At 62.8% G+C, this 22,585-nt stretch carries 22 protein-coding genes; 9 read left to right on the top strand and 13 right to left on the bottom strand.

What is annotated here, in order from left to right:
- Positions 1–47: 47 nt before the first annotated feature.
- On the bottom strand, positions 48–482 hold the full coding sequence (locus ACIOVF_RS24420) for an NUDIX hydrolase (RefSeq protein WP_082075505.1): 435 nt from the start codon (positions 480–482) through the stop codon (positions 48–50).
- A 147-nt stretch (positions 483–629) separates the two neighbouring features.
- Entirely contained in the window at positions 630–2,855 is a 2,226-nt protein-coding gene (locus ACIOVF_RS24415; protein WP_045201397.1) for an NADP-dependent isocitrate dehydrogenase, read from the bottom strand.
- Positions 2,856–3,269: 414 nt separating this feature from the next.
- Between ACIOVF_RS24415 and icd the strand changes: the two genes are divergently transcribed.
- Positions 3,270–4,526, top strand: coding sequence for an NADP-dependent isocitrate dehydrogenase (gene icd, locus ACIOVF_RS24410; RefSeq protein ID WP_045201398.1), 1,257 nt, complete (start codon positions 3,270–3,272; stop codon positions 4,524–4,526).
- 63 nt (positions 4,527–4,589) lie between these two features.
- Here icd and cspD read toward each other — a convergent pair whose 3' ends face one another.
- Positions 4,590–4,844: a cold shock domain-containing protein CspD gene (gene cspD, locus ACIOVF_RS24405; RefSeq protein ID WP_093384904.1), complete on the bottom strand. Its 255-nt coding sequence runs from the start codon at positions 4,842–4,844 to the stop codon at positions 4,590–4,592.
- Positions 4,845–5,069: 225 nt separating this feature from the next.
- On the opposite strand from cspD, the gene clpS reads away from it, so the two are divergent.
- Positions 5,070–5,432, top strand: a complete 363-nt coding sequence (gene clpS / locus ACIOVF_RS24400; RefSeq protein ID WP_009400967.1) for an ATP-dependent Clp protease adapter ClpS — start codon at positions 5,070–5,072, stop codon at positions 5,430–5,432.
- A 30-nt stretch (positions 5,433–5,462) separates the two neighbouring features.
- Positions 5,463–7,733: an ATP-dependent Clp protease ATP-binding subunit ClpA gene (clpA, locus tag ACIOVF_RS24395; RefSeq protein WP_045201400.1), complete on the top strand. Its 2,271-nt coding sequence runs from the start codon at positions 5,463–5,465 to the stop codon at positions 7,731–7,733.
- Between the two features lie 155 nt (positions 7,734–7,888).
- Here the strand turns inward: clpA and infA are convergent, their stop codons facing one another.
- The 3 genes from infA to aat form a co-directional block, all read right to left on the bottom strand.
- The gene (gene infA / locus ACIOVF_RS24390; protein ID WP_002553999.1) at positions 7,889–8,107 is read right to left on the bottom strand and encodes a translation initiation factor IF-1; all 219 of its coding nucleotides are present in this window, start codon (positions 8,105–8,107) and stop codon (positions 7,889–7,891) included.
- A 104-nt stretch (positions 8,108–8,211) separates the two neighbouring features.
- Entirely contained in the window at positions 8,212–8,919 is a 708-nt protein-coding gene (locus tag ACIOVF_RS24385; RefSeq protein WP_045201401.1) for an arginyltransferase, read from the bottom strand.
- Between the two features lie 57 nt (positions 8,920–8,976).
- Positions 8,977–9,657, bottom strand: a complete 681-nt coding sequence (aat, locus tag ACIOVF_RS24380) for a leucyl/phenylalanyl-tRNA--protein transferase (RefSeq protein ID WP_401293129.1) — start codon at positions 9,655–9,657, stop codon at positions 8,977–8,979.
- A 325-nt stretch (positions 9,658–9,982) separates the two neighbouring features.
- Here aat and ftsK point away from each other — a divergent pair, with 325 nt between their 5' ends.
- The 6 genes from ftsK to cysG all read left to right on the top strand — a co-directional run bounded on the left by ftsK (position 9,983) and on the right by cysG (position 17,482).
- The gene (gene ftsK / locus ACIOVF_RS24375; protein WP_045201403.1) at positions 9,983–12,394 is read left to right on the top strand and encodes a DNA translocase FtsK; all 2,412 of its coding nucleotides are present in this window, start codon (positions 9,983–9,985) and stop codon (positions 12,392–12,394) included.
- A gap of 63 nt (positions 12,395–12,457) precedes the next feature.
- Positions 12,458–13,081 carry an outer membrane lipoprotein chaperone LolA gene (gene lolA / locus ACIOVF_RS24370; protein WP_045201404.1) on the top strand — a complete coding sequence of 208 codons (624 nt, stop codon included), beginning with the start codon at positions 12,458–12,460 and terminating at the stop codon, positions 13,079–13,081.
- Positions 13,082–13,098: 17 nt separating this feature from the next.
- On the top strand, positions 13,099–14,424 hold the full coding sequence (locus ACIOVF_RS24365) for a replication-associated recombination protein A (RefSeq protein ID WP_401293126.1): 1,326 nt from the start codon (positions 13,099–13,101) through the stop codon (positions 14,422–14,424).
- Entirely contained in the window at positions 14,421–14,795 is a 375-nt protein-coding gene (gene crcB, locus ACIOVF_RS24360; protein ID WP_045201406.1) for a fluoride efflux transporter CrcB, read from the top strand. Before ACIOVF_RS24365 ends, crcB begins: the two co-directional genes overlap by 4 nt.
- A 17-nt stretch (positions 14,796–14,812) precedes the next feature.
- A complete protein-coding gene (gene serS / locus ACIOVF_RS24355) occupies positions 14,813–16,093 on the top strand; it encodes a serine--tRNA ligase (protein ID WP_045201407.1) in 1,281 nt (426 codons plus the stop codon).
- The gene (gene cysG, locus ACIOVF_RS24350; protein ID WP_093384891.1) at positions 16,094–17,482 is read left to right on the top strand and encodes a siroheme synthase CysG; all 1,389 of its coding nucleotides are present in this window, start codon (positions 16,094–16,096) and stop codon (positions 17,480–17,482) included.
- 91 nt (positions 17,483–17,573) lie between these two features.
- On the opposite strand, the gene ACIOVF_RS24345 is transcribed toward cysG, so the two are convergent.
- From ACIOVF_RS24345 to ACIOVF_RS24315, 7 genes are all read right to left on the bottom strand, one after another.
- Positions 17,574–18,542 (bottom strand): glutathione S-transferase family protein, encoded by a 969-nt coding sequence (locus ACIOVF_RS24345; protein WP_401293121.1) that lies wholly within the window; start codon positions 18,540–18,542, stop codon positions 17,574–17,576.
- Between the two features lie 101 nt (positions 18,543–18,643).
- A complete protein-coding gene (locus tag ACIOVF_RS24340; protein WP_195883512.1) occupies positions 18,644–19,636 on the bottom strand; it encodes a glycosyl transferase family protein in 993 nt (330 codons plus the stop codon).
- Positions 19,633–19,968, bottom strand: a complete 336-nt coding sequence (locus ACIOVF_RS24335) for a TusE/DsrC/DsvC family sulfur relay protein (protein ID WP_401293117.1) — start codon at positions 19,966–19,968, stop codon at positions 19,633–19,635. Before ACIOVF_RS24335 ends, ACIOVF_RS24340 begins: the two co-directional genes overlap by 4 nt.
- Positions 19,965–20,264, bottom strand: a complete 300-nt coding sequence (gene tusB, locus ACIOVF_RS24330) for a sulfurtransferase complex subunit TusB (RefSeq protein WP_258610252.1) — start codon at positions 20,262–20,264, stop codon at positions 19,965–19,967. The genes ACIOVF_RS24335 and tusB overlap by 4 nt, the downstream gene beginning before the upstream one ends.
- Positions 20,264–20,623 carry a sulfurtransferase complex subunit TusC gene (tusC, locus tag ACIOVF_RS24325; RefSeq protein ID WP_258610253.1) on the bottom strand — a complete coding sequence of 120 codons (360 nt, stop codon included), beginning with the start codon at positions 20,621–20,623 and terminating at the stop codon, positions 20,264–20,266. Before tusC ends, tusB begins: the two co-directional genes overlap by 1 nt.
- A gap of 1 nt (position 20,624) precedes the next feature.
- Positions 20,625–21,017 carry a sulfurtransferase complex subunit TusD gene (gene tusD, locus ACIOVF_RS24320; protein WP_045201414.1) on the bottom strand — a complete coding sequence of 131 codons (393 nt, stop codon included), beginning with the start codon at positions 21,015–21,017 and terminating at the stop codon, positions 20,625–20,627.
- 93 nt (positions 21,018–21,110) lie between these two features.
- Entirely contained in the window at positions 21,111–22,490 is a 1,380-nt protein-coding gene (locus ACIOVF_RS24315) for a nucleobase:cation symporter-2 family protein (protein ID WP_401293112.1), read from the bottom strand.
- Positions 22,491–22,585: the final 95 nt, after the last annotated feature.

The raw sequence follows: 22,585 nt of genomic DNA, 5'->3' as shown, positions 1-22,585 counted from the left end.
AAAGACAACGATTCTATCAGGCTGCGGCCTTCAAGGCATCGTTGCTGTCAGTCGCGAATCAGCGCCAGGCTGTGCAGCGGGCCGGCCAGGTAATCGTCGATGCAACGGGGCACCAGTTCGCTGCGCCAGCGCTCGGGGTCGGCCAGCAGCTCCTCGCGGCTCAGCCACACGGCGCGCACGATGTCGCTGTCCAGGGCCCGCTCGGGGTGGTGCTTGAGCGCCCGGGCGGCGAAGCAGATGCGCTGGTAGGTCACGCCGTTGCTGGGGGCGGTGTACAGGTAGATGCCGACCACGCCGGTCAGCTCGACCTCCCAGGCGGTTTCTTCGAGGGTTTCGCGGCGGGCGGCGTCGAGCAGGCTCTCGTTGGCCTCCAGGTGGCCGGCGGGTTGGTTGAAGACGTGCTTGCCGGCCTTGAATTCCTCGACCATGAGGAAGCGGCCCTGGTCTTCGATAATGGTGGCGACGGTGATGTGGGGGCGCACGGTCGATTCTCTCCCTAAGTTGGAAGTTTCAAGCTGCAAGCTACAAGTAAAAGCCGAGCGCGCAAGGCACTTTCTTGTAGCTTGTAGCTTGATACTTAAAGCTAAAAAACCCCGGTGCGTGGCCGGGGTTTTTTCATTCCTTCAAGCTTACAGCGCGGCAATCGCGCTGTTGAAGGTCTGGCTCGGGCGCATCACCTTGCTGGTCAGCTCGGCATCCGGGTAGTAGTAACCACCGATGTCAGCCGGCTTGCCCTGGACGGCGTTGAGCTCGGCGACGATGGTCGCTTCGTTCTCGGCCAGGGCTTTTGCCAGTGGGGCGAAGCGCGCTTGCAGGGCGGCGTCGTCGCTCTGGGCGGCCAGGGCCTGGGCCCAGTACAGGGTCAGGTAGAAGTGGCTGCCGCGGTTGTCGATACCACCAACCTTGCGCGCCGGGGACTTGTTGGTGTCCAGGAACTGGCCGGTGGCCTGGTCCAGGGTCGCCGCCAGTACCTTGGCTTTCGGGTTGGCGTAGGCGTTGCCCAGGTGCTCCAGGGAGGCGGCCAGGGCCAGGAACTCACCCAGCGAATCCCAGCGCAGGAAGTTTTCTTCAACCAGTTGCTGTACGTGCTTTGGAGCCGAGCCGCCGGCGCCGGTTTCGAACAGGCCGCCGTTGTTCATCAGCGGTACGATCGACAGCATCTTGGCGCTGGTGCCCAGCTCCATGATCGGGAACAGGTCGGTCAGGTAGTCGCGCAGCACGTTGCCGGTGACCGAGATGGTGTCCTGGCCAGCACGGATGCGCTGCAGGGAAACCTTCATGGCCTCGACAGGCGACAGGACACGGATGTCCAGGCCTGCGGTGTCGTGGTCTTTCAGGTACTGCTGGACCTTCTCGATCAGCACGCCGTCGTGGGCACGCTGCGGGTCAAGCCAGAACAGCGCCGGGGTGTTGCTGGCGCGGGCACGGTTGACGGCCAGCTTGACCCAGTCCTGGATCGGCGCGTCTTTGGTCTGGCACATGCGGAAGATGTCGCCGGCTTCGACGTCCTGGGACAGCAGCAGGTTGCCCTTGCCGTCAACCACGCGGATCACGCCGTCGGCCTTGGCCTGGAAGGTCTTGTCGTGGGAGCCGTACTCTTCGGCTTTCTGCGCCATCAGGCCAACGTTCGGCACGCTGCCCATGGTGGTCGGATCGAAGGCGCCGTGTTGCTTGCAGTCTTCGATAACGGCCTGGTAGATGGTGGCGTAGCAACGGTCCGGAATCACCGCCTTGGTGTCTTGCAGCTGGCCTTCGGTGTTCCACATCTTGCCCGAGTCACGGATCATCGCCGGCATCGAGGCGTCGACGATAACGTCGCTCGGCACGTGCAGGTTGGTGATGCCCTTGTCGGAGTTGACCATGGCCAGGGCCGGGCGAACGTCGTAGACGGCTTTGACGTCAGCTTCGATCTGCGCCTGTTGCTCGGCTGGCAGGGCCTTGATACGGGCGTACAGGTCGCCGATACCGTTGTTCAGGTTGAAGCCGATCTGCGCCAGTACGTCGGCGTGCTTGTTCAGCGCGTCCTGGTAGTACTCGGCAACGATCTGGCCGAACATGATCGGGTCGGAGACCTTCATCATGGTCGCTTTCAGGTGGACCGACAGCAGGACGCCCTTGGCTTTGGCGTCTTCGATCTCGGCGGCGATGAATTTACGCAGCGCCTTGGTGCTCATGACCGCGCAGTCGACGATTTCGCCGGCCTTGACCGCGGTTTTTTCTTTCAGAACGGTGGTGTTGCCATTCTTGTCCAGCAGTTCGATGCGCAGGCTGTCATCGGCTTCGATCAGCGCGGCTTTCTCGCTGCCGTAGAAGTCGCCCTGGCTCATGTGCGCCACGTGGGACTTGGAGTCGGCTGCCCAGGCGCCCATCTTGTGCGGGTGCTTGCGTGCGTAGTTTTTGACCGACAGCGGTGCGCGGCGGTCGGAGTTGCCTTCACGCAGGACCGGGTTGACGGCACTGCCCTTGATGCGGTCGTAGCGCGCCTTGGCTTCTTTCTCGGCATCGCTGGCGGCGGCTTCAGGGTAATCAGGAATGTTGAAGCCCTTGGCTTGCAGTTCCTTGATCGCGGCCTTCAGTTGCGGAACCGAGGCGCTGATGTTCGGCAGCTTGATGATGTTGGCTTCTGGCGTGGTTGCCAGTTGGCCCAGTTCTGCCAGGTGGTCGGCCACTTGCTTGTCGGCGCCGAGCTGTTCAGGGAAGGCAGAAAGGATGCGGCCGGCCAGAGAGATGTCCCGGGTTTCTACGGCGATGTCGGCAGAAGCGGTGAAGGCTTCGATGACGGGGAGCAGTGAATAGGTGGCGAGGGCGGGGGCTTCGTCGGTGAAGGTGTAGATGATCTTGGATCGGGTGGGCATATTCGGGTTAACTCTCTGTTTTGCTGAGCGTGCGCAGAATCTCGAGGTGCGCAGGGTAGGCGCTTCGCTCAGACACATCCATGAGCAGAAGGTCGAAGATTCTGGGCGGTGATGGTGGATTGCATCAGTCGAGTGTCAAACGGCTGAACTGCGGTAACAGCCCAGTCTTGTCGGGGCCGCAGGTCTCGTTTCAGACGGTTCGCCCCCAGTGACCCTTTGGTCACCGGGCGAGTATACCAAAGCCTTGGTCGTATTGATCAAGATCAACCCGTCGCAGGGGCTTTTTTAGACCAAAGATGTAGGCGTTGCTGCCCCATTGCAGGGCATTTGCGCACGAGGTTCCCGTTGCCGTTCAACTGGGGTACGCTCAGGGGATCCAGATGACGAACCACACCAAAAAAAACGGAGTGCAGCATGGGATACCAGAAAATCAAGGTTCCGGCAGTCGGCGACAAAATCACCGTCAATGCGGACCATTCTCTCAATGTTCCTGATAATCCGATCATCCCGTTCATCGAAGGCGACGGCATTGGCGTAGATGTAAGCCCCGTCATGATCAAAGTGGTTGATGCTGCTGTAGAGAAAGCCTATGGGGGCAAGCGCAAGATTTCCTGGATGGAAGTCTACGCCGGTGAAAAAGCCACCCAGGTATACGACCAGGACACCTGGCTGCCCCAGGAAACCCTCGATGCGGTCAAGGACTACGTCGTCTCCATCAAGGGCCCGCTGACCACCCCGGTCGGTGGCGGTATCCGCTCCCTCAACGTGGCCCTGCGCCAGCAACTGGACCTGTATGTCTGCCTGCGCCCGGTGGTGTGGTTCCAGGGCGTGCCCAGCCCGGTGAAAAAGCCGGGTGACGTCGACATGGTGATCTTTCGCGAAAACTCCGAAGACATCTATGCCGGTATCGAATGGAAGGCCGGTTCGCCCGAGGCGACCAAGGTCATCAAGTTCCTCAAAGAAGAAATGGGCGTCACCAAGATCCGTTTCGACCAGGATTGCGGCATCGGCATCAAGCCGGTCTCCAAGGAAGGCACCCAGCGCCTGGTGCGCAAGGCCCTGCAATACGTGGTGGACAACGACCGCAAGTCGCTGACCATTGTGCACAAGGGCAACATCATGAAGTTCACCGAAGGTGCCTTCAAGGACTGGGGCTACGAAGTGGCCAAGAACGAATTCGGCGCCGAGCTGCTCGATGGTGGCCCGTGGATGAAGTTCAAAAACCCGAAAACCGGCCGTGAAGTCATCGTCAAGGACGCCATCGCCGACGCCATGCTCCAGCAGATCCTGCTGCGCCCGGCCGAATACGACGTGATCGCCACCCTCAACCTCAACGGTGACTACCTGTCCGACGCCCTGGCGGCGGAAGTCGGCGGCATCGGTATCGCTCCGGGCGCCAACCTGTCCGACACTGTGGCAATGTTCGAGGCTACCCACGGCACTGCGCCGAAATACGCCGGCAAGGACCAGGTCAACCCTGGTTCGGTGATTCTCTCGGCCGAGATGATGCTGCGCCACCTGGGCTGGACCGAGGCGGCCGACCTGATCATCAAGGGTACCAACGGCGCCATCGCCGCCAAGACCGTGACCTATGACTTCGAGCGCCTGATGGACGGCGCGACCCTGGTCAGCAGCTCCGGTTTTGGTGAGGCCTTGATCAAGCACATGTAAGCGGCACGAGAAAACCGGCCAGTCCTTGCGGGCTGGCCGGTTTTCTTTTGTCTGATCGCCGGCTCAGGCTTCAGTCGTTTGCGGGCTGGGGGTGGGGGAGGCAGTGGTTGGTGCGGTCGCACTCTCGATTTTGACCGCATGCAAGCCTTTGGGGCCCTGGGTGATCTCGAAGCTGACGGATTGTCCGGCTTTCAGGGTTTTATAACCTTCCATCTGAATAGCCGAGTAGTGTGCGAACAGATCCTCTGTTTTCCCGTCTTCATTGATGAAGCCATAGCCCTTGGCGTTGTTGAACCACTTGACTTTACCGCTTGCCATCCTCATATCCCTCTGCAAAGGACTCCATCACTGGAGTATCATCCACTCCATCCGCATATGAACCTGCGAAAATTCTGGTTGACTGCGCGGATCTTTATCGACCACGGTGGGTTCTTATTGGTTGTAACACCGTTTTGCCGATAGTCAAGGTGAGGTGACGGCTGTCCCGCGTCGCCTGTGCGGTCAACCCATAAACCAACCTGTCGAAATGATGAAATTCTTTCCATGCATGCACATAGCCAGATTCGACTAACATTCAATCAGGATCGCCCGCAATCGCATGAGGACGATGGTTCTGGCCTGGCGGTACAGGAGGCCAAACCGGCCCTGCAGGCGCCACCCATGTACAAGGTGGTTTTGTTTAACGATGACTACACACCGATGGATTTCGTCGTCGAAGTGCTCGAGGTGTTTTTTAACCTGAATCGCGAGCTGGCGACCAAGGTCATGCTGGCCGTCCACACAGAAGGACGGGCAGTGTGCGGATTGTTTACCCGTGACATCGCCGAGACCAAGGCCATGCAGGTCAACCAATACGCAAGGGAAAGCCAGCATCCGCTACTCTGTGAAATCGAGAAGGACGGTTAATCGCCGGCCACTTGGGTATGAGGTGAAGCTATGTTAAACCGCGAGCTCGAAGTCACCCTCAATCTGGCCTTCAAGGAGGCACGCTCGAAACGTCATGAGTTCATGACCGTCGAGCACCTGCTGCTGGCACTATTGGATAATGAGGCCGCCGCGACCGTTCTGCGCGCCTGCGGCGCAAACCTCGACAAACTCAAACACGACCTGCAGGAGTTCATCGACTCCACCACGCCGTTGATCCCCGTGCACGACGAGGACCGCGAGACCCAGCCAACCCTGGGCTTCCAGCGTGTATTGCAGCGCGCAGTCTTCCATGTCCAGAGCTCGGGCAAGCGTGAAGTCACCGGTGCCAACGTGCTGGTGGCAATTTTCAGCGAACAGGAAAGCCAGGCCGTGTTCCTGCTTAAACAGCAGAGCGTGGCCCGTATCGACGTGGTCAACTACATCGCCCACGGCATCTCCAAGGTGCCGGGCCATGGTGAACACTCCGAGGGCGAACAGGAAATGCAGGACGAGGACGGCGGCGAAACTTCATCGTCGGGCAATCCCCTGGATGCCTATGCCAGCAACCTCAACGAACAGGCCCGCCAAGGGCGCATCGACCCGCTGGTCGGCCGTGAGCTCGAAGTCGAGCGCGTCGCGCAGATCCTCGCCCGTCGGCGCAAGAACAACCCGCTGCTGGTTGGCGAGGCCGGTGTCGGTAAAACCGCCATCGCCGAAGGCCTGGCCAAGCGCATCGTCGATGGCCAGGTGCCGGACCTGCTGGCACAAAGCGTGGTCTACTCCCTGGACCTGGGCGCGTTGCTGGCCGGGACCAAGTACCGTGGCGACTTCGAGAAGCGCTTCAAGGCGCTGCTCAATGAGCTGCGCAAACGCCCGCAGGCGATCCTGTTCATCGACGAGATCCACACCATCATCGGTGCCGGTGCGGCCTCCGGTGGGGTAATGGACGCCTCCAACCTGCTCAAGCCGCTGCTGTCTTCGGGTGATATCCGTTGCATCGGCTCGACCACCTTCCAGGAATTTCGCGGCATCTTCGAAAAAGACCGGGCCCTGGCGCGGCGCTTCCAGAAGGTTGATGTGAGCGAGCCATCGGTGGAAGACACCGTGGGCATCCTGCGTGGGCTCAAGGGGCGGTTCGAGAGCCACCACAACATCGAGTACAGCGATGAGGCCCTGCGCGCCGCTGCCGAGCTTGCAGCGCGCTACATCAACGACCGGCACATGCCCGACAAGGCCATCGATGTGATCGACGAGGCCGGCGCCTACCAGCGCCTGCAGCCGGTGGAGATGCGCGTCAAGCGTATCGACGTGCCGCAAGTCGAAGACATCGTCGCCAAGATCGCGCGGATTCCGCCAAAACACGTCACCAGTTCCGACAAGGAGCTGCTGCGTAACCTGGAGCGCGACCTCAAGCTGACCGTGTTTGGCCAGGATGCGGCGATCGATTCGCTGGCCACCGCCATCAAGCTGTCCCGCGCCGGCCTCAAGGCGCCAGACAAGCCGGTCGGTTCGTTCCTGTTTGCCGGCCCTACCGGTGTCGGTAAAACCGAAGCGGCGCGCCAGTTGGCCAAGGCCCTGGGTGTCGAGCTGGTACGCTTTGACATGTCCGAGTACATGGAGCGTCATACCGTCTCGCGTCTGATCGGTGCGCCTCCGGGCTACGTCGGTTTCGACCAGGGCGGGCTGCTCACCGAAGCCATCACCAAGCAGCCGCACTGCGTGCTGCTGCTCGATGAGATCGAGAAGGCCCACCCGGAAGTCTTCAACCTGCTGCTGCAGGTGATGGACCACGGTACCCTGACCGACAACAACGGGCGCAAGGCGGACTTCCGTAACGTCATCGTCATCATGACCACCAACGCCGGTGCTGAAACTGCTGCGCGAGCCTCGATCGGCTTCACTCATCAAGATCACTCATCCGACGCCATGGAAGTGATCAAGAAGAGCTTCACGCCGGAGTTCCGCAACCGCCTGGACACCATCATCCAGTTTGGCCGCCTCAGCCATGAGACGATCAAGAGCGTGGTGGACAAGTTCCTCATCGAGCTGCAGGCGCAACTGGAAGACAAGCGCGTGTTGCTCGAGGTGAGCGATGCGGCGCGCGGCTGGCTGGCGGCCGGTGGCTACGATGCGCAGATGGGCGCGCGGCCAATGGCGCGGCTGATCCAGGACAAGATCAAACGGCCGCTGGCCGAAGAGATCCTGTTTGGCGAACTGGCCGAGCATGGCGGTGTGGTGCACATCGACATCCGCGATGGCGAACTGGTGTTCGACTTCGAGACCACGGCTGAGATGGCGTAAGGCAGGCTGGGGCTGCTATGCAGCCCATCGCTGGCAAGCCAGCTCCCACACAATCCCTGTGGGAGCTGCGGTGCGGCGACCCGACTTGCCAGCGACGCTTTTCCAGAGCCAACAAAAACGCCCGGCATTTAGCCGGGCGTTTTTGTTGGTGTCGCTTAGCGGGCGCGGTAGGTGATGCGCCCCTTGCTCAGGTCGTAAGGCGTCAGTTCGACGCGGACCTTGTCACCGGTCAGAATACGAATGTAGTTCTTGCGCATCTTTCCGGAGATGTGCGCGGTAACGACGTGCCCATTTTCCAACTCCACACGGAACATGGTGTTGGGCAGGGTGTCGACGACAGTGCCTTCCATTTCGAAGCTGTCTTCTTTCGACATGCAGTAAAGCCCTCGGTGTCCAGTTAATGGCCCGGTGCACAGCTGCGCCAGGCAAAAAAAGTGGCGTGCATTGTGCCCGAAAAATGGCCTTCAAGCCAATGATTTCAGTTCAGCGTCACCCAGCGTTGATTGATCAGCAGCTCGATGGGGCGGTACTGGGTCTTGTAGTTCATCTTTTTGCAGTTTTTGATCCAGTAACCGAGGTAGACCGCGTCCAGGCCCAGGCGCAGGGCTTCGGTGATCTGCCAGAGGATGGCAAAGCGCCCCAGGCTGCGCCGCTCTTCGTCCGGCTCGTAGAAGGTGTATACCGCCGACAGGCCGTTGGGCAGCAGGTCGGTGACCGCCACGGCCAGCAGGCGGCCGTCCAGGCGAAACTCGTAAAAGCGTGAAAACGGCAGATCGCGGACCAGAAAGGTGGAAAACTGGTCGCGGCTTGGCGGGTACATGTCGCCATCGGCGTGGCGCTGCTCGATGTAGCGCCGGTACAGCTCGAAGTATTCCTCCTTGAACGCCGGACGGGCGGGCGTCACGGTGATGTCGGCGTTGCGCTTGAGGATGCGTTTTTGCTGGCGGTTGGGCAAAAAGCGCGCAGCCGGTATCCGCGCCGGCACGCAGGCGTTGCAGTTCTGGCAATGCGGGCGATACAGGTGGTCGCCGCTGCGCCGGAAGCCCATTTCCGACAGGTCTGCGTAGACGTTGACATCCATCGGCTGGCTCGGGTCGAGGAACAGCGTGGTGGCTTGCTCGTCTGGCAGGTAGCTGCAGGAATGGGGTTGAGTGGCATAAAACTTCAACCGCGCCAGCTCTGTCATGATCAACCCCTCGGGAGGTGCTTTTGTTTTAAGTGTAAGCCAGCTGGAAAAACTCGCCTAGCAAACCCAGCTGGCGCTGTTGGGCTGGTCGAGATAGCGCTGCAGGTAGTCGGCAAACGTGGCCCGGGCGATGGCGCGGGCGCCGAGGCTGTGCAGGTGCTCGGTAGGCATCTGACAGTCAATCAGGACGAATCCTGCCTGTTGCAGGTGCTCGACCAGCGCCACGAAGCCGACTTTGGAGGCGTTGTCGGCGCGGCTGAACATCGATTCGCCGAAAAACAGCCGGCCCATGGCCAGGCCGTACAGGCCGCCCACCAGCTCGCCATTGCGGCGTACCTCGACCGAATGGGCAAAGCCCTGCCGGTGCAACTGCAGGTAGGCCGCCTGCATGCTGTCGGTGATCCAGGTGCCGTCGGCGTAGGCGCGCGGTGCGGCGCAGGCGTCGATTACCGCGGCAAAGTCCTGGTCGAAGCTGACCTGGTAGTGGCCCTGGCGGATGAACTTGCGCAGCGAGCGCGACACGTGCAATTCGTCGGGGAACAGCACGGTGCGCGGGTCGGGCGACCACCAGAGGATCGGCTGGCCGTCCTGGTACCAGGGGAAGCAACCATGGCGATAGGCCTGCACCAGGCGCTCGGCGCTGAGGTCGCCGCCGGCGGCGAGCAGGCCGTTAGGGTCGCGCAGGGCTTTGTCCAGCGGCGGGAAGGTCAGGGTGTCGCGGCTCAGCCAGGTCAGCATCGTGGTCCAATGATGGAGGAGGGGAGGGCGCCCAGCATGGCCTGAAAAAGCCTCGCGGGACAAGCCTGCTCCTGCAGCGGTGGTGCCGTCTGGCAACTTGCTTGGGCGTTTGTTGTCACACGTGCACAAAAACACCGCATAAGCCTTTGTCACAAAAGAAAATGCGTGCTCAAATTGCTGTATAGGAAATTGGCCCCCGTTTACGCGTGTTCTGGCGTGCCGCCATGGCGGTAGGCGGGCAGTAATGTTAAAAGTAGTGGTTTGTTGACTGTTCTGTTGGGTCAATCACTGTTGGACGCGCAATGAGCGCAGGAATAGACGCGTTTTGAAGAAATCCACCGCAACACCCAGTCCCTTGCCCGTGCCGCTCTGGCGCCAGCAGCTGCACTATCGGCTCAAGGAAGGTGCGCTGATCGCCGTGGGCGCGCTGTGCCTGTACCTGTGGATGGCCTTGCTGACCTACGACCAGGCCGACCCGGGCTTCAGCCACACCAGCAACGTCGAGCAGGTGCAGAACGCCGCCGGCCGTGCCGGTGCCTACTTCGCCGACATCCTGTTCATGGTCCTGGGCTATTTCGCCTACATCTTCCCCTTGCTGCTGGCGATCAAGACCTGGCAGATCTTCCGCGAACGCCACCAGCCGTGGCAGTGGAGCGGCTGGCTGTTCTCCTGGCGCCTGATCGGCCTGGTGTTCCTGGTGCTTTCGGGTGCGGCGCTGGCGCATATCCATTTCCATTCCGCCGCCAGCCTGCCGGCATCGGCCGGTGGCGCGCTGGGCGAAAGCCTTGGCGACCTGGCCAAGAACGCCCTGAACGTGCAGGGCAGCACGCTGATGTTCATTGCCCTGTTTCTGTTCGGCCTGACCGTGTTCACCGACCTGTCGTGGTTCAAGGTCATGGACATCACCGGCAAGATCACCCTCGACCTGTTCGAGCTGTTCCAGGGCGCCGCCAACCGCTGGTGGGAAGCGCGCAACGAGCGCAAGCGCCTGGTGGCGCAGCTGCGTGAGGTCGACGACCAGGTTCATGATGTGGTCGCCCCGGTAGCCCCTGACCGCCGCGAGCAGGCCAAGGCCAAGGAGCGCATCATCGAGCGCGACCAGGCCCTGAGCAAGCATGTTGCCGAGCGCGTGCAGCAACCGGCGCCGGTGATCATGCCGGCCCCGGCCAAGGCGCCGGAGCCGAGCAAGCGCGTGCAGAAAGAAAAGCAGGCGCCGCTGTTCGTCGACAGCGCCATCGAAGGCACCTTGCCGCCGATCTCGATCCTCGATCCTGCCGAGAAGAAGCAGGTCAACTACTCGCCAGAGTCCCTGGCCGGGGTTGGCCACCTGCTGGAAATCAAGCTCAAGGAATTCGGCGTCGAAGTCTCGGTAGACTCGATCCACCCAGGCCCGGTGATTACCCGGTACGAAATCCAGCCGGCCGCTGGCGTCAAGGTCAGCCGCATCGCCAACCTGGCCAAGGACCTGGCCCGTTCCCTGGCCGTGACCAGTGTGCGCGTGGTTGAAGTGATCCCTGGCAAGACCACCGTCGGTATCGAAATCCCTAACGAAGACCGGCAGATCGTGCGCTTCTCCGAAGTGCTGTCGTCGCCGCAATACGACGAAGCCAAGTCGCCGGTGACCATGGCGCTGGGCCACGACATCGGCGGCAAGCCGGTGATCACCGACCTTGCGAAGATGCCGCACCTGCTGGTGGCCGGTACCACCGGTTCCGGTAAGTCGGTGGGCGTCAACGCCATGATCCTGTCGATCCTGTTCAAGTCGGGCCCGGAAGACGCCAAACTGATCATGATCGACCCGAAAATGCTCGAGCTGTCGATCTACGAAGGCATTCCGCACCTGCTCTGCCCGGTGGTCACCGACATGAAGGACGCCGCCAACGCCCTGCGCTGGAGCGTCGCCGAAATGGAACGGCGCTACAAGCTGATGGCGGCCATGGGCGTGCGTAACCTGGCCGGCTTCAACCGCAAGGTCAAGGATGCCGAAGAGGCCGGCGAGCCGATCTACGACCCGATGTTCAAGCGCGAAAGCATGGACGACGTGCCGCCGCTGCTGAAAACCCTGCCGACCATCGTTGTAGTGGTCGACGAGTTTGCCGACATGATGATGATCGTCGGCAAGAAGGTTGAAGAGCTGATCGCGCGTATCGCCCAGAAGGCCCGTGCCGCCGGTATCCACCTGATTCTCGCCACCCAGCGGCCATCGGTGGACGTGATTACCGGCCTGATCAAGGCCAACATCCCGACGCGGATGGCCTTCCAGGTATCGAGCAAGATCGACTCGCGGACCATCATCGACCAGGGCGGCGCCGAGCAGTTGCTGGGCCACGGTGACATGCTCTACATGCCGCCGGGCACCAGCCTGCCGATTCGTGTGCATGGCGCCTTCGTCTCTGATGACGAGGTGCATCGCGTGGTCGAGGCCTGGAAGCTGCGAGGCGCCCCGGACTACAACGACGACATCCTCAGCGGCGTCGAAGAGGCCGGCAGCGGCTTCGACGGCGGCAGTGGCGGTGGTGACGGCGACGATGCCGAAACCGACGCGCTGTACGATGAAGCCGTGCAGTTCGTGCTGGAAAGCCGCCGGGCCTCCATCTCCGCCGTACAGCGCAAGCTGAAGATCGGCTACAACCGCGCCGCGCGGATGATCGAGGCGATGGAGATGGCCGGTGTGGTCACCGCCATGAACACCAACGGTTCGCGCGAAGTGATTGCCCCCGGGCCGTCCCGCGACTGATGATCCAACCTGCTGGCGGCCAGTGACGGCCGTCGGCCCCTTCATACTGCAACGAGGATTTCCATGCGCCTGATTCGCATGCTGTTGGTTTCCGCTATGGCCCTGTCCAGCGCTTCGGCAATTGCCGCCGAGGCCGATGCGGCGCGCCTGACCCAGTTGCTGGACAAGTCCAAAACCATTAGCGCCAATTTCTCCCAGCTGACCCTCGATGGCACCGGCACCCAGCTGCAGGAAACCACCGGGCAGATGGCCGTGCAGCGCCCGGGCCTGTTCTACTGGCACACCGACGCGCCACAGGAGCAGGTGGTAGTCTCGGACGGCAAGAACGTCACATTGTGGGACCCTGACCTGGAACAGGCTACCATCAAGAAACTTGACCAGCGTTTGACCGAAACCCCGGCACTGCTGCTGTCCGGTGACGTCTCGAAGATCAGCCAGAGCTTCGACATCACCTCCAAGGAGCAGGGCGAGGTCATGGATTTCGTACTCAAGCCGAAAACCAAGGACACCCTGTTCGACTCGCTGCGTCTGTCGTTCCGTCGTGGCCTGGTCAATGACATGCAACTGATCGACAGCGTCGGCCAGCGCACCAACATCCTGTTCACCGGGGTGAAGGCCAACGAGCAGATCCCGGCCAGCAAGTTCAAGTTCGACGTGCCCAAGGGCGCTGATGTGATCAAAGAGTAAGAGGTCAGCCGCCGTTCATGGACCTGTTTCGTAGCGACCCCGTAGCCCAGCCCCTGGCCGCGCGCCTGCGCCCGGCCAACCTGGACGAGTACGTTGGCCAGGAGCACCTGCTGGCCCGCGGCAAGCCGCTGCGCGAGGCACTGGAAGCGGGCGCGCTGCACTCGATGATCTTCTGGGGCCCGCCCGGGGTCGGCAAGACTACCCTGGCGCGGCTGCTGGCGCAGTTCTGCGACGCCCACTTCGAGACCGTTTCGGCGGTGTTGGCCGGGGTCAAGGAAATCCGCCACGCGGTGGACATCGCCAAGCAGCAGGCGGGGCAGTACGGGCGCCGGACGATTCTGTTCGTCGACGAAGTGCACCGCTTCAACAAGTCCCAGCAAGATGCCTTTCTGCCCTATGTGGAAGACGGCACGCTGATCTTCATCGGCGCCACCACCGAGAACCCCTCGTTCGAGCTCAACAACGCGCTGCTGTCGCGGGCGCGGGTGTATGTGCTGAAAAGCCTCGATGAAGCGGCGCTGCGCAAGCTGGTCAACCGCGCCCTGACTGAAGAGCGCGGCCTGGGCAAGCGCCAGTTGCGGGTCGGCGACGAAGCCTTCCAGATGCTCATGGCCGCCGCCGATGGCGATGGCCGGCGCATGCTCAACTTTCTTGAAAACGCCTCGGACCTGGCCGAAGACGGCGGCGAAATCGGCGTCGAGCTGCTGCAGAGCCTGCTCGGCGACAGCCGCCGGCGTTTCGACAAGGGCGGCGAAGCCTTCTATGACCAGATCTCGGCGCTGCACAAATCAGTGCGCGGCTCCAACCCCGACGGCGCCCTGTACTGGTTCGCGCGCATGCTCGATGGCGGCTGCGACCCGCTGTACATCGCCCGCCGCGTGGTGCGCATGGCCAGCGAAGACATCGGCAACGCCGACCCCCGCGCCCTGAGCCTGTGCCTGGCGGCCTGGGACGTGCAGGAGCGCCTGGGCAGCCCCGAAGGCGAGCTGGCGGTGGCCCAGGCCATTACCTACCTTGCCTGCGCACCGAAGAGCAACGCGGTGTACATGGGCTTCAAGACCGCCCTGCGCGAAGCCAGCGAGCACGGCTCGCTGGAAGTGCCGCTGCACCTGCGCAACGCGCCCACAAAACTGATGAAGCAACTGGGCTATGGCGATGAATACCGCTACGCCCACGACGAGCCGGATGCCTACGCTGCCGGTGAGGACTACTTCCCCGACAACCTCGCGCCGCGCCACTATTACCAACCGGTGCCGCGCGGCCTGGAACTGAAGATCGGCGAGAAGCTCAGGCACCTGGCCGAACTCGACCGCAACAGCCCGCGGCAGCGGAGAAAACCATGATTGCGCTGATCGCCGCGGTCAGCGCCGGCGGCATCGCCGGTACCTTGCTGCGCTTTGCCACGGCCAATTGGGTCAACGCACACTGGCCACGCCACTTCTATCTCGGTACGCTGGCGGTCAATCTGCTCGGCTGCCTGCTGATCGGCTTGCTCTACGGGCTGTTTTTGCATCGCCCGCTGGTGCCGGTCGAGCTGCGCGCGGGCCTGATCGTCGGCTTTCTCGGCGGTCTGACAACCTTTTCATCCTTTTCACTGGACACCGTGCGCCTGCTCGAAAGCGGGCAGGCGCCGCTGGCCTTCGGATATGCCGGAGCCAGCGTATTGGGCGGGCTGCTCGCAACCTGGGCTGGCCTGTCTTTGACCAAATTCTGAACCAACGAGAGAACGATATGCTCGATTCCAAACTGTTACGCGGCCAACTTCAGGAAGTGGCGGACCGCCTGGCCTCCCGTGGCTTCAGCCTGGATGTCGCGCGCATCGAGGCCCTGGAAGAACGCCGCAAGGTGGTGCAGACCCGTACCGAACAACTGCAGGCCGAGCGTAACGCCCGTTCCAAATCCATCGGCCAGGCCAAGGCCAAGGGCGAAGACATCGCCCCGCTGATGGCGGACGTCGAGCGCATGGCGGGTGAACTTGCCAGCGGCAAGGTCGAGCTGGACGGCATCCAGGCCGAACTGGATGGCATCCTGCTGGGCATTCCCAACCTGCCGGACGACAGCGTGCCGGTCGGCGCCGATGAAGACCACAACGTCGAAGTGCGTCGTTGGGGCACCCCGCGCGCCTTCGACTTCGAGATCAAGGACCATGTGGCGCTCGGCGAGCTGACCGGCGGCCTGGACTTCGAAACCGCGGCCAAGCTGTCGGGCGCCCGTTTTGCCCTGCTGCGCGGCCCGATCGCCCGCCTGCACCGCGCCCTGGCGCAGTTCATGATCAACCTGCACACCAGCGAGCACGGCTACGAAGAAGCCTACACCCCGTACCTGGTCCAGGCCCCGGCACTGCAAGGCACCGGCCAGTTGCCCAAGTTCGAGGAAGACCTGTTCAAGATCAGCCGCGACGGCGAAGCCGACTTCTACCTGATCCCGACTGCCGAGGTGTCGCTGACCAACATCGTGGCCGGCGAGATCCTCGACGCCAAGCAACTGCCGATCAAGTTCGTCGCCCACACCCCGTGCTTCCGTAGCGAAGCCGGTGCTTCGGGCCGCGACACCCGCGGTATGATCCGCCAGCACCAGTTCGACAAGGTCGAAATGGTACAGATCGTCGAGCCGGGCAAATCCATGGAAGCCCTCGAAGGCCTGACCGCCAACGCCGAACGCGTCCTGCAGGCCCTGGAGCTGCCATACCGGGTTCTGGCGCTGTGCACCGGCGACATGGGCTTCAGCGCGGTGAAAACCTACGACCTGGAAGTCTGGGTGCCAAGCCAGGACAAGTACCGCGAAATCTCCTCGTGCTCCAACTGTGGCGATTTCCAGGCCCGGCGCATGCAGGCGCGCTGGCGCAATCCGGAAACCGGCAAGCCGGAACTGGTGCACACCCTCAACGGTTCGGGCCTGGCAGTTGGTCGGACCCTGGTGGCGGTGCTCGAGAACTACCAGCAGGCCGACGGTTCGATCCGCGTGCCAGAAGTGCTCAAGCCGTACATGGGTGGCCTGGAGGTCATCGGTTAAATGGAATTCCTGCCGCTGTTCCACAAACTGCGCGGCAGCCGTGTGCTGATCGTCGGCGCAGGCGAGATTGCCCTGCGCAAATCGCGTCTGCTGGCCGACGCCGGGGCTGTACTGCGGGTCGTGGCGCCCGAGATCGAAGCGCAACTGGCCGAGCTTGCCCGGCACAGCGGTGGTGAAATCCTCAGCCGTGGTTACCAGCCTGGCGACCTCGACGGTTGCCAGCTGATCATTGCCGCCACCGACGACCAGGCGCTCAACGCCCAGGTCTCGGCCGATGCCCAGCAGCGCTGCGTACCGGTCAACGTGGTCGATGCACCGGCGCTGTGTTCGGTGATCTTCCCGGCTATTGTCGACCGCTCGCCATTGGTGGTTGCGGTGTCCAGCGGCGGCGATGCGCCGGTGCTGGCGCGGCTGATCCGGGCCAAGCTGGAAACCTGGATTCCCGCCGCCTATGGCGAGCTGGCCGGCCTTGGCGCGCGCTTTCGGCACAAGGTCAAGGCGCTGTACCCGGACGTCAATCAGCGTCGCGGTTTCTGGGAAGATGTCTTCCAGGGCCCGATCGCCGAGCGGCAACTGGCCGGGCAGGGCGCTGAAGCCGAGCGCCTGCTGCAAGCCAAGATCGACGGTGCCACTTACCAGGCGCCGGGTGAGGTGTACCTGGTCGGCGCTGGCCCCGGTGACCCGGACCTGCTGACCTTCCGCGCCTTGCGCCTGATGCAGCAAGCCGACGTGGTGCTCTACGATCGCCTGGTCGCTCCGGCGATCATCGAGCTGTGCCGCCGTGATGCCGAGCGTATCTACGTCGGCAAGCGCCGCGCCGACCACGCCGTGCCGCAAGCGCAGATCAACCAGCAACTGGTCGACCTGGCGCGTCAGGGCAAGCGGGTGCTGCGTCTGAAGGGCGGCGATCCGTTCATCTTCGGCCGTGGCGGCGAAGAGATCGAGGAGCTGGCGGCCCAGGGCATTCCGTTCCAGGTGGTGCCGGGGATTACCGCGGCCAGCGGCTGCTCGGCCTATGCCGGCATCCCGCTGACCCACCGCGACTATGCGCAGTCGGTGCGTTTCGTCACCGGTCACCTCAAGGACGGTACCAGCGACCTGCCCTGGCACGACCTGGTGGCACCGGCGCAGACCTTGGTGTTCTACATGGGCCTGGTGGGCCTGCCGACCATCTGTGCCGAGTTGATTCGTCACGGGCGTGCGGCCGATACCCCGGCGGCCCTGGTGCAGCAGGGCACCACGCCGAACCAGCGGGTGTTCACCGGCACCCTGGCCGACTTGCCCAAGCTTGTGGCCGAGCATGAAGTGCATGCACCGACCCTGGTGATCGTCGGCGAAGTCGTACAGCTGCGCGAGAAACTGGCCTGGTTCGAAGGCGCCCAGCCTTGACACTATCGCTGGCAAGCCAGCTCCCACAGGTACTCTATGCACTGCACCTGTGGGAGCTGGCTTGCCAGCGATGAGGCCGGTTTACCTGGCCTCACACTCCAGTCTTATTCCAGATCCCCCGCCCTAACAACCGCTCCCGGTCATGCCCCAGCTCAAAATCCTGCAACGGCCCCTTGGGCACAATCCCGTTCGGATTGATGGTCTTGTGGCTCATGTAGTAATGCTTCTGGATATGCTCGAAATTCACCGTCTCGGCGATCCCCGGCCACTGGTACAGCTCCCGTAGCCAGTTCGACAGGTTCGGGTAATCGGCAATGCACCGCAGGTTGCACTTGAAGTGCCCGTGGTACACCGCGTCAAAGCGAATCAGCGTGGTGAACAGCCGCCAGTCGGCCTCGGTCAGGTATTCCCCGGCCAGATAGCGCTGGGTGCCCAGCAGCCGCTCCAGATGATCCAGCTCGGCAAACACCTCGTCAAAGGCCTGCTCGTAGGCCGCCTGCGAAGTAGCGAAGCCTGCCCGGTATACGCCGTTGTTGATCGCCGGGTAAATCCGTTCGTTGAGTGCGCCGATCTGCTCGCGCAAGGGTTCGGGATACAGGTCCAGGCGATTGCCGGTCAGCTCGTCGAACGCCGAGTTGAAGATGCGGATGATCTCTGCCGATTCGTTGTTGACGATGCGCTGCTCGTGTTTGTCCCACAGCACCGGCACCGTGATCCGGCCGCTGTAGTGTGGGTCGTCGCGGGTGTAGCGCTGGTGCAGGAAATCCAGGTGCTCAAGCTTGTCGCCGGTCGAGCCCTTGTTCTGGTCAAAAGTCCAGCCATGCTCGGCCATCAGCCAACTGACCACCGATACATCGATCAGGCTCTCAAGGCCCTTGAGCTTGCGAAAGATCAGGGTGCGGTGGGCCCAGGGGCAAGCCAGCGACACGTACAGGTGATAACGCCCGGCTTCGGCGCCGGGCAGGGCGTTGCGCCGCTGCGCGCTTTCGCGCTGGAAGGCGCCGTCTTTGCTGCTTTCATACCACTGGTCGTGCCAGCGTCCGTCGATCAACAGGCCCATGCTGAGCTCCTTGGCGATTCGTTCTGATATAGAACCCAGTGTACGGAGCTGGGTTCGAACGAATAGCGCAAAGTCCGGGCCTGTTTGATCGGCTCAGTCGATCAGTTGCGCTGATCCCAATAGCGTTGGGCCTGGGCGAAGGCTTCCTCGCGGCAATGACCCAGGCCGCGCAAGGCCAGGGCCATGGTTGCGACCACGGCCAGTTCGCCATAGCTATTCTGCTCATCACCGCGCCACACGGCCAGCAACTGCTCGGGCTCCAGGCTCGCCGGTTTGACATGACGCTGGGCGGCCAGGGCCGGCCATTCCTCATCCCAGTCGATGCCATTGGCGGTGCCATACAGGTGGCTGCTGGTGTCCGGGTTGATCTCGATCTCGCCGCCATCGCCCTTGACCACGATTGCCGTATCGCCGAGCAGGCGGCTGGCTTCGCGGTGCACTGCCTGGTAGCCGGGGTGGAAGATGCTCTGCAGGCCGCAGCGGGCGTTCAACGGGTTGAGCACCCGGGCCAGGGAGTGAATCGGCGAACGCAGGCCCAGGGTGTTGCGCAGGTCAATCATCCGTTGCAGGCGCGGGGCCCAGTCTTGCAGCGGGATGAACGCAAGCTTGTGGCTGTCCAGCGCTTCAGACACTGCATTCCAGTCCCGGCACAGCGGAATCTGCAGCAGCGCCAGCACTTGCTCGGTGTACAGCCGCCCGGCGGTGTGCGCGCCGCCGCCGTGCAGGAGGATGCGCACGCCATTGGCCGCCAGGCACTTGGCAGCCAGCAGGTACCAGGGCAGGTGGCGTTTTTTGCCGGCGTAACTTGGCCAGTCGAGATCAACCTCAATCGGCGGCGCTTGCAGGCGCTGGCGCAGGGCCTCAGTGAAGCCAGCCAGCTCTTCGGGGCTTTCTTCCTTGTGGCGCAGCAGCATCAGAAAGGCGCCGAGCTGGGTTTCCTCGACCTTGCCATCGAGCAGCATGCCCATGGCCTCGCGGGCTTCCTCGCGGCTCAGGCCACGGGCGCCGCGCTTGCCCTTGCCAAGGATGCGCACGAACTGGGCAAACGGGTGTTCGGCCGGGGTTTCGGTGATCAACGGGCTGTGTTCGGTCATATGCAATTGGTCGGCTTCGGCAGGCCCGCAAGTTTCGCGGCGAGTTTGGCGGGGGTGCCCTTGAACAGGCGGTTCAGGTGCAGGCTGTTGCCTTTGTCCGCGCCCAGCTTGAGCGCGGTGTACTTGATCAGCGGGCGGGTGGCCGGCGACAGCTCGAACTCCTGGTAGAAGTCGCGCAACAGGTTCAGCACTTCCCAGTGTTCGGCGGTCAGCTCAAGCTCTTCATGGGCGGCGAGGGCGCTAGCGACCTCCTCGGACCAATCACCCAGCTCGAGCAGGTAGCCGTCTTTATCCAGGGCGATGCTGCGCTCGCCGACAGTCAGGGTACTCATAGCCAGCTGTTGACCTTGTCATAGTGCAGCGACAGCTCGACGAAGGCCGGGTAGTCGATGGCCTTGCCCAGCTCACTGAGGACGATGGCGCGGGCTTGCAGGTCTTCGTCCAGGGCGAACAGGCGCCCGTCCAGCTGGCTGGCCTGCAGGCTGCGCAGCGGCGCGCTGCCGGGTTGCAGGGCATACACCGCATCACCGCACAGCAACAGGCCGTCGGCGCTGCCGAGCAGGCGCAGGCAGCTGCTCAGGCGGTTATCGCCAAATGGCGAGTGGGAAATCACGTGCAAGGTGCTCATCAGAGGGTCACCACCTGGTCGAAACGGTCGATCAACGCCGCAAGCGCGGCGTCATCCAGCACCTGCACCGGCAGGCTCAGGGTGTCGGCCGCTAGGCCGCGCTCTTGCAGGCAGCTAGCGGCGGCAAACAGTTCCTCGACGCCAAACATCGGCAGGGCCTGCAGGTTGGCCGCCAGGTTCTTCTGCTGCAGCTGGGCCGGCTGCTGGCCGGGGGCGAGCTGGAACACGCCGTCATCAAGAAACAGCATGCCCAGCGGCAAATCGAAGGCGCCGCCGGCCAGGGCGATATCCAGCGCCTCACGGGCGGACGGCCCGGCCCAGGGTGCCTGGCGGCTGATAATCAGCAAGGACTTGGCCATTTCAATCGCCTCCAAAGCACATCAGCCGATCGGCGCCTTGCGCCGCTTCATGCAACTGGCCAAGCCCCGACAACTCCCACGGCGCCGGCAGGTTGACCGCCGGGCGCTGGTAGCGCTGGGCTTCCTCGGCGTTGAGCACGCCACGGCGCAGGGCGGCGGCGATACACACCACGGCATCGAGCTGCTGCGCGCTGACGAACGCGCGCCATTCGGCGGCAAGGTCCAGTTCATCCTGGGGCGCAACGACATTACCCGAGGCGCTGTGCACACCGTCTTGATAGAAAAACAGCCGGACAATCTCATGGCCGCCAGCAACCGCTGCCTGGGCAAAACGCAGGGCGCGGCGCGAGGAGGGCGCATGGGCCGGAGAAAAAACCGCAATGGCGAACTTCATGGAAGGCTCTTTCAGCAAATCTGCGGGAATGATAAAGCAAAAAGCCCGCTCCTGTTGGAGCGGGCTTGACCCGCGATGGGGGCAACCTCAACTTCAGGCCTTGTCTTTATGCTCCGGCAAGAACCAGTTCAGCACCAGGGCGCAAATCCCCCCGGTGGCCACCCCCGACTCCAGCACATTACGCAGCGCCGACGGCATGTGCGCGAGGAACTCCGGCACCTGCGCCACGCCCAGGCCCAGCGCCAGCGACACGGCAATGATCAGCAGCGCGCGACGATCCAGGCTGATGCTGGCAAGGATATTGATCCCCGAAGCCGCCACCGCGCCGAACATCACCATCGCCGCACCCCCGAGCACCGGCTCTGGCACCGCCTGGATCACTCCGGCCACGCTCGGGAACAGGCCAAGAATCACCAGCATCGCCGCAATCCACACACCAATATGACGGCTGGCAATGCCGGTCAGCTGAATCACGCCATTATTCTGGGCAAAGATCGAGCTCGGGAAGGTATTGAACACCCCGGCCAGCAGCGAGTTGGCGCCGTTGACCAGCACCCCGCCCTTGATCCGCTGCATCCACAGCGGGCCTTCCACCGGCTGGCGCGAGACCTTGCTGGTCGCGGTCACATCACCAATGGCTTCCAGCGATGTAACCAGGTAAATCACCAGCATCGGAATAAACAGCGCCCAAGAGAAGCCCAGGCCGAAATGCAGGGTTACCGGCACCTGGAACAGCGCGGCTTCGTGCATACCGGTGAAATTCAGGCGGCCCAGGTAGCCGGCCAGGGCATAGCCCACGGCCAGGGCGATAACGATGGCGCAGCTGCGCATCCACACCACCGGAATACGGTTGAGAATGACGATGATCGCCAGCACCACGCCCGACAGCAGCAGGTTCTCGCCATTGGCAAAGGTACCGTTGCTCATCGCCGCAAAGCCGCCACCCATGCTGATCAGGCCGACCTTGATCAGGGTCAGGCCGATCATCAGCACGACGATCCCGGTCACCAGCGGGGTGATCAGGCGTTTGACGAACGGCAGAATGCGCGAAATGCCCATCTCCACGAACGAACCGGCGATCACCACACCAAAAATCGCCGCCATCACGCCTTCGACCGGCGTGCCTTGCTTGACCATCAACGCGCCACCGGCGATCAACGGCCCGACAAAGTTGAAACTGGTGCCCTGCACAATCAACAGCCCGGCGCCAAACGGCCCGAAGCGGCGGCACTGCACGAAGGTAGCGATCCCCGAGATCACCAGCGACATCGACACAATCAGGTTGGTATCACGGGCCGAAACCCCCAGTGCCTGGCAGATCAGCAGGCCGGGGGTGACGATCGGCACAATGATCGCCAGCAGGTGCTGCAACGCCGCCAGCATCGCAATCAGCGGCCGCGGCCGGTCTTCAAGGCCGAGGACCAGTTCATTGGCCTGCGCGGGTGCGCCGGGTCCTTGCTCGATTGAACTCATGGGAGTGCTGCCCCGGAAGAAAAAAGGAGCGCATTCTACGGGGCCGCACTCGTTTACGGTAGTGCGGGAGCTGGCTTTGCCAGCGATGCAAGGCA

This window comes from Pseudomonas sp. NPDC087612 (assembly GCF_044743505.1).
Taxonomy (GTDB): Bacteria; Pseudomonadota; Gammaproteobacteria; order Pseudomonadales; family Pseudomonadaceae; genus Aquipseudomonas.
Note: the sequence above shows the minus strand (reverse complement) of the source record. Positions and strands in the feature narration are given on the sequence as shown.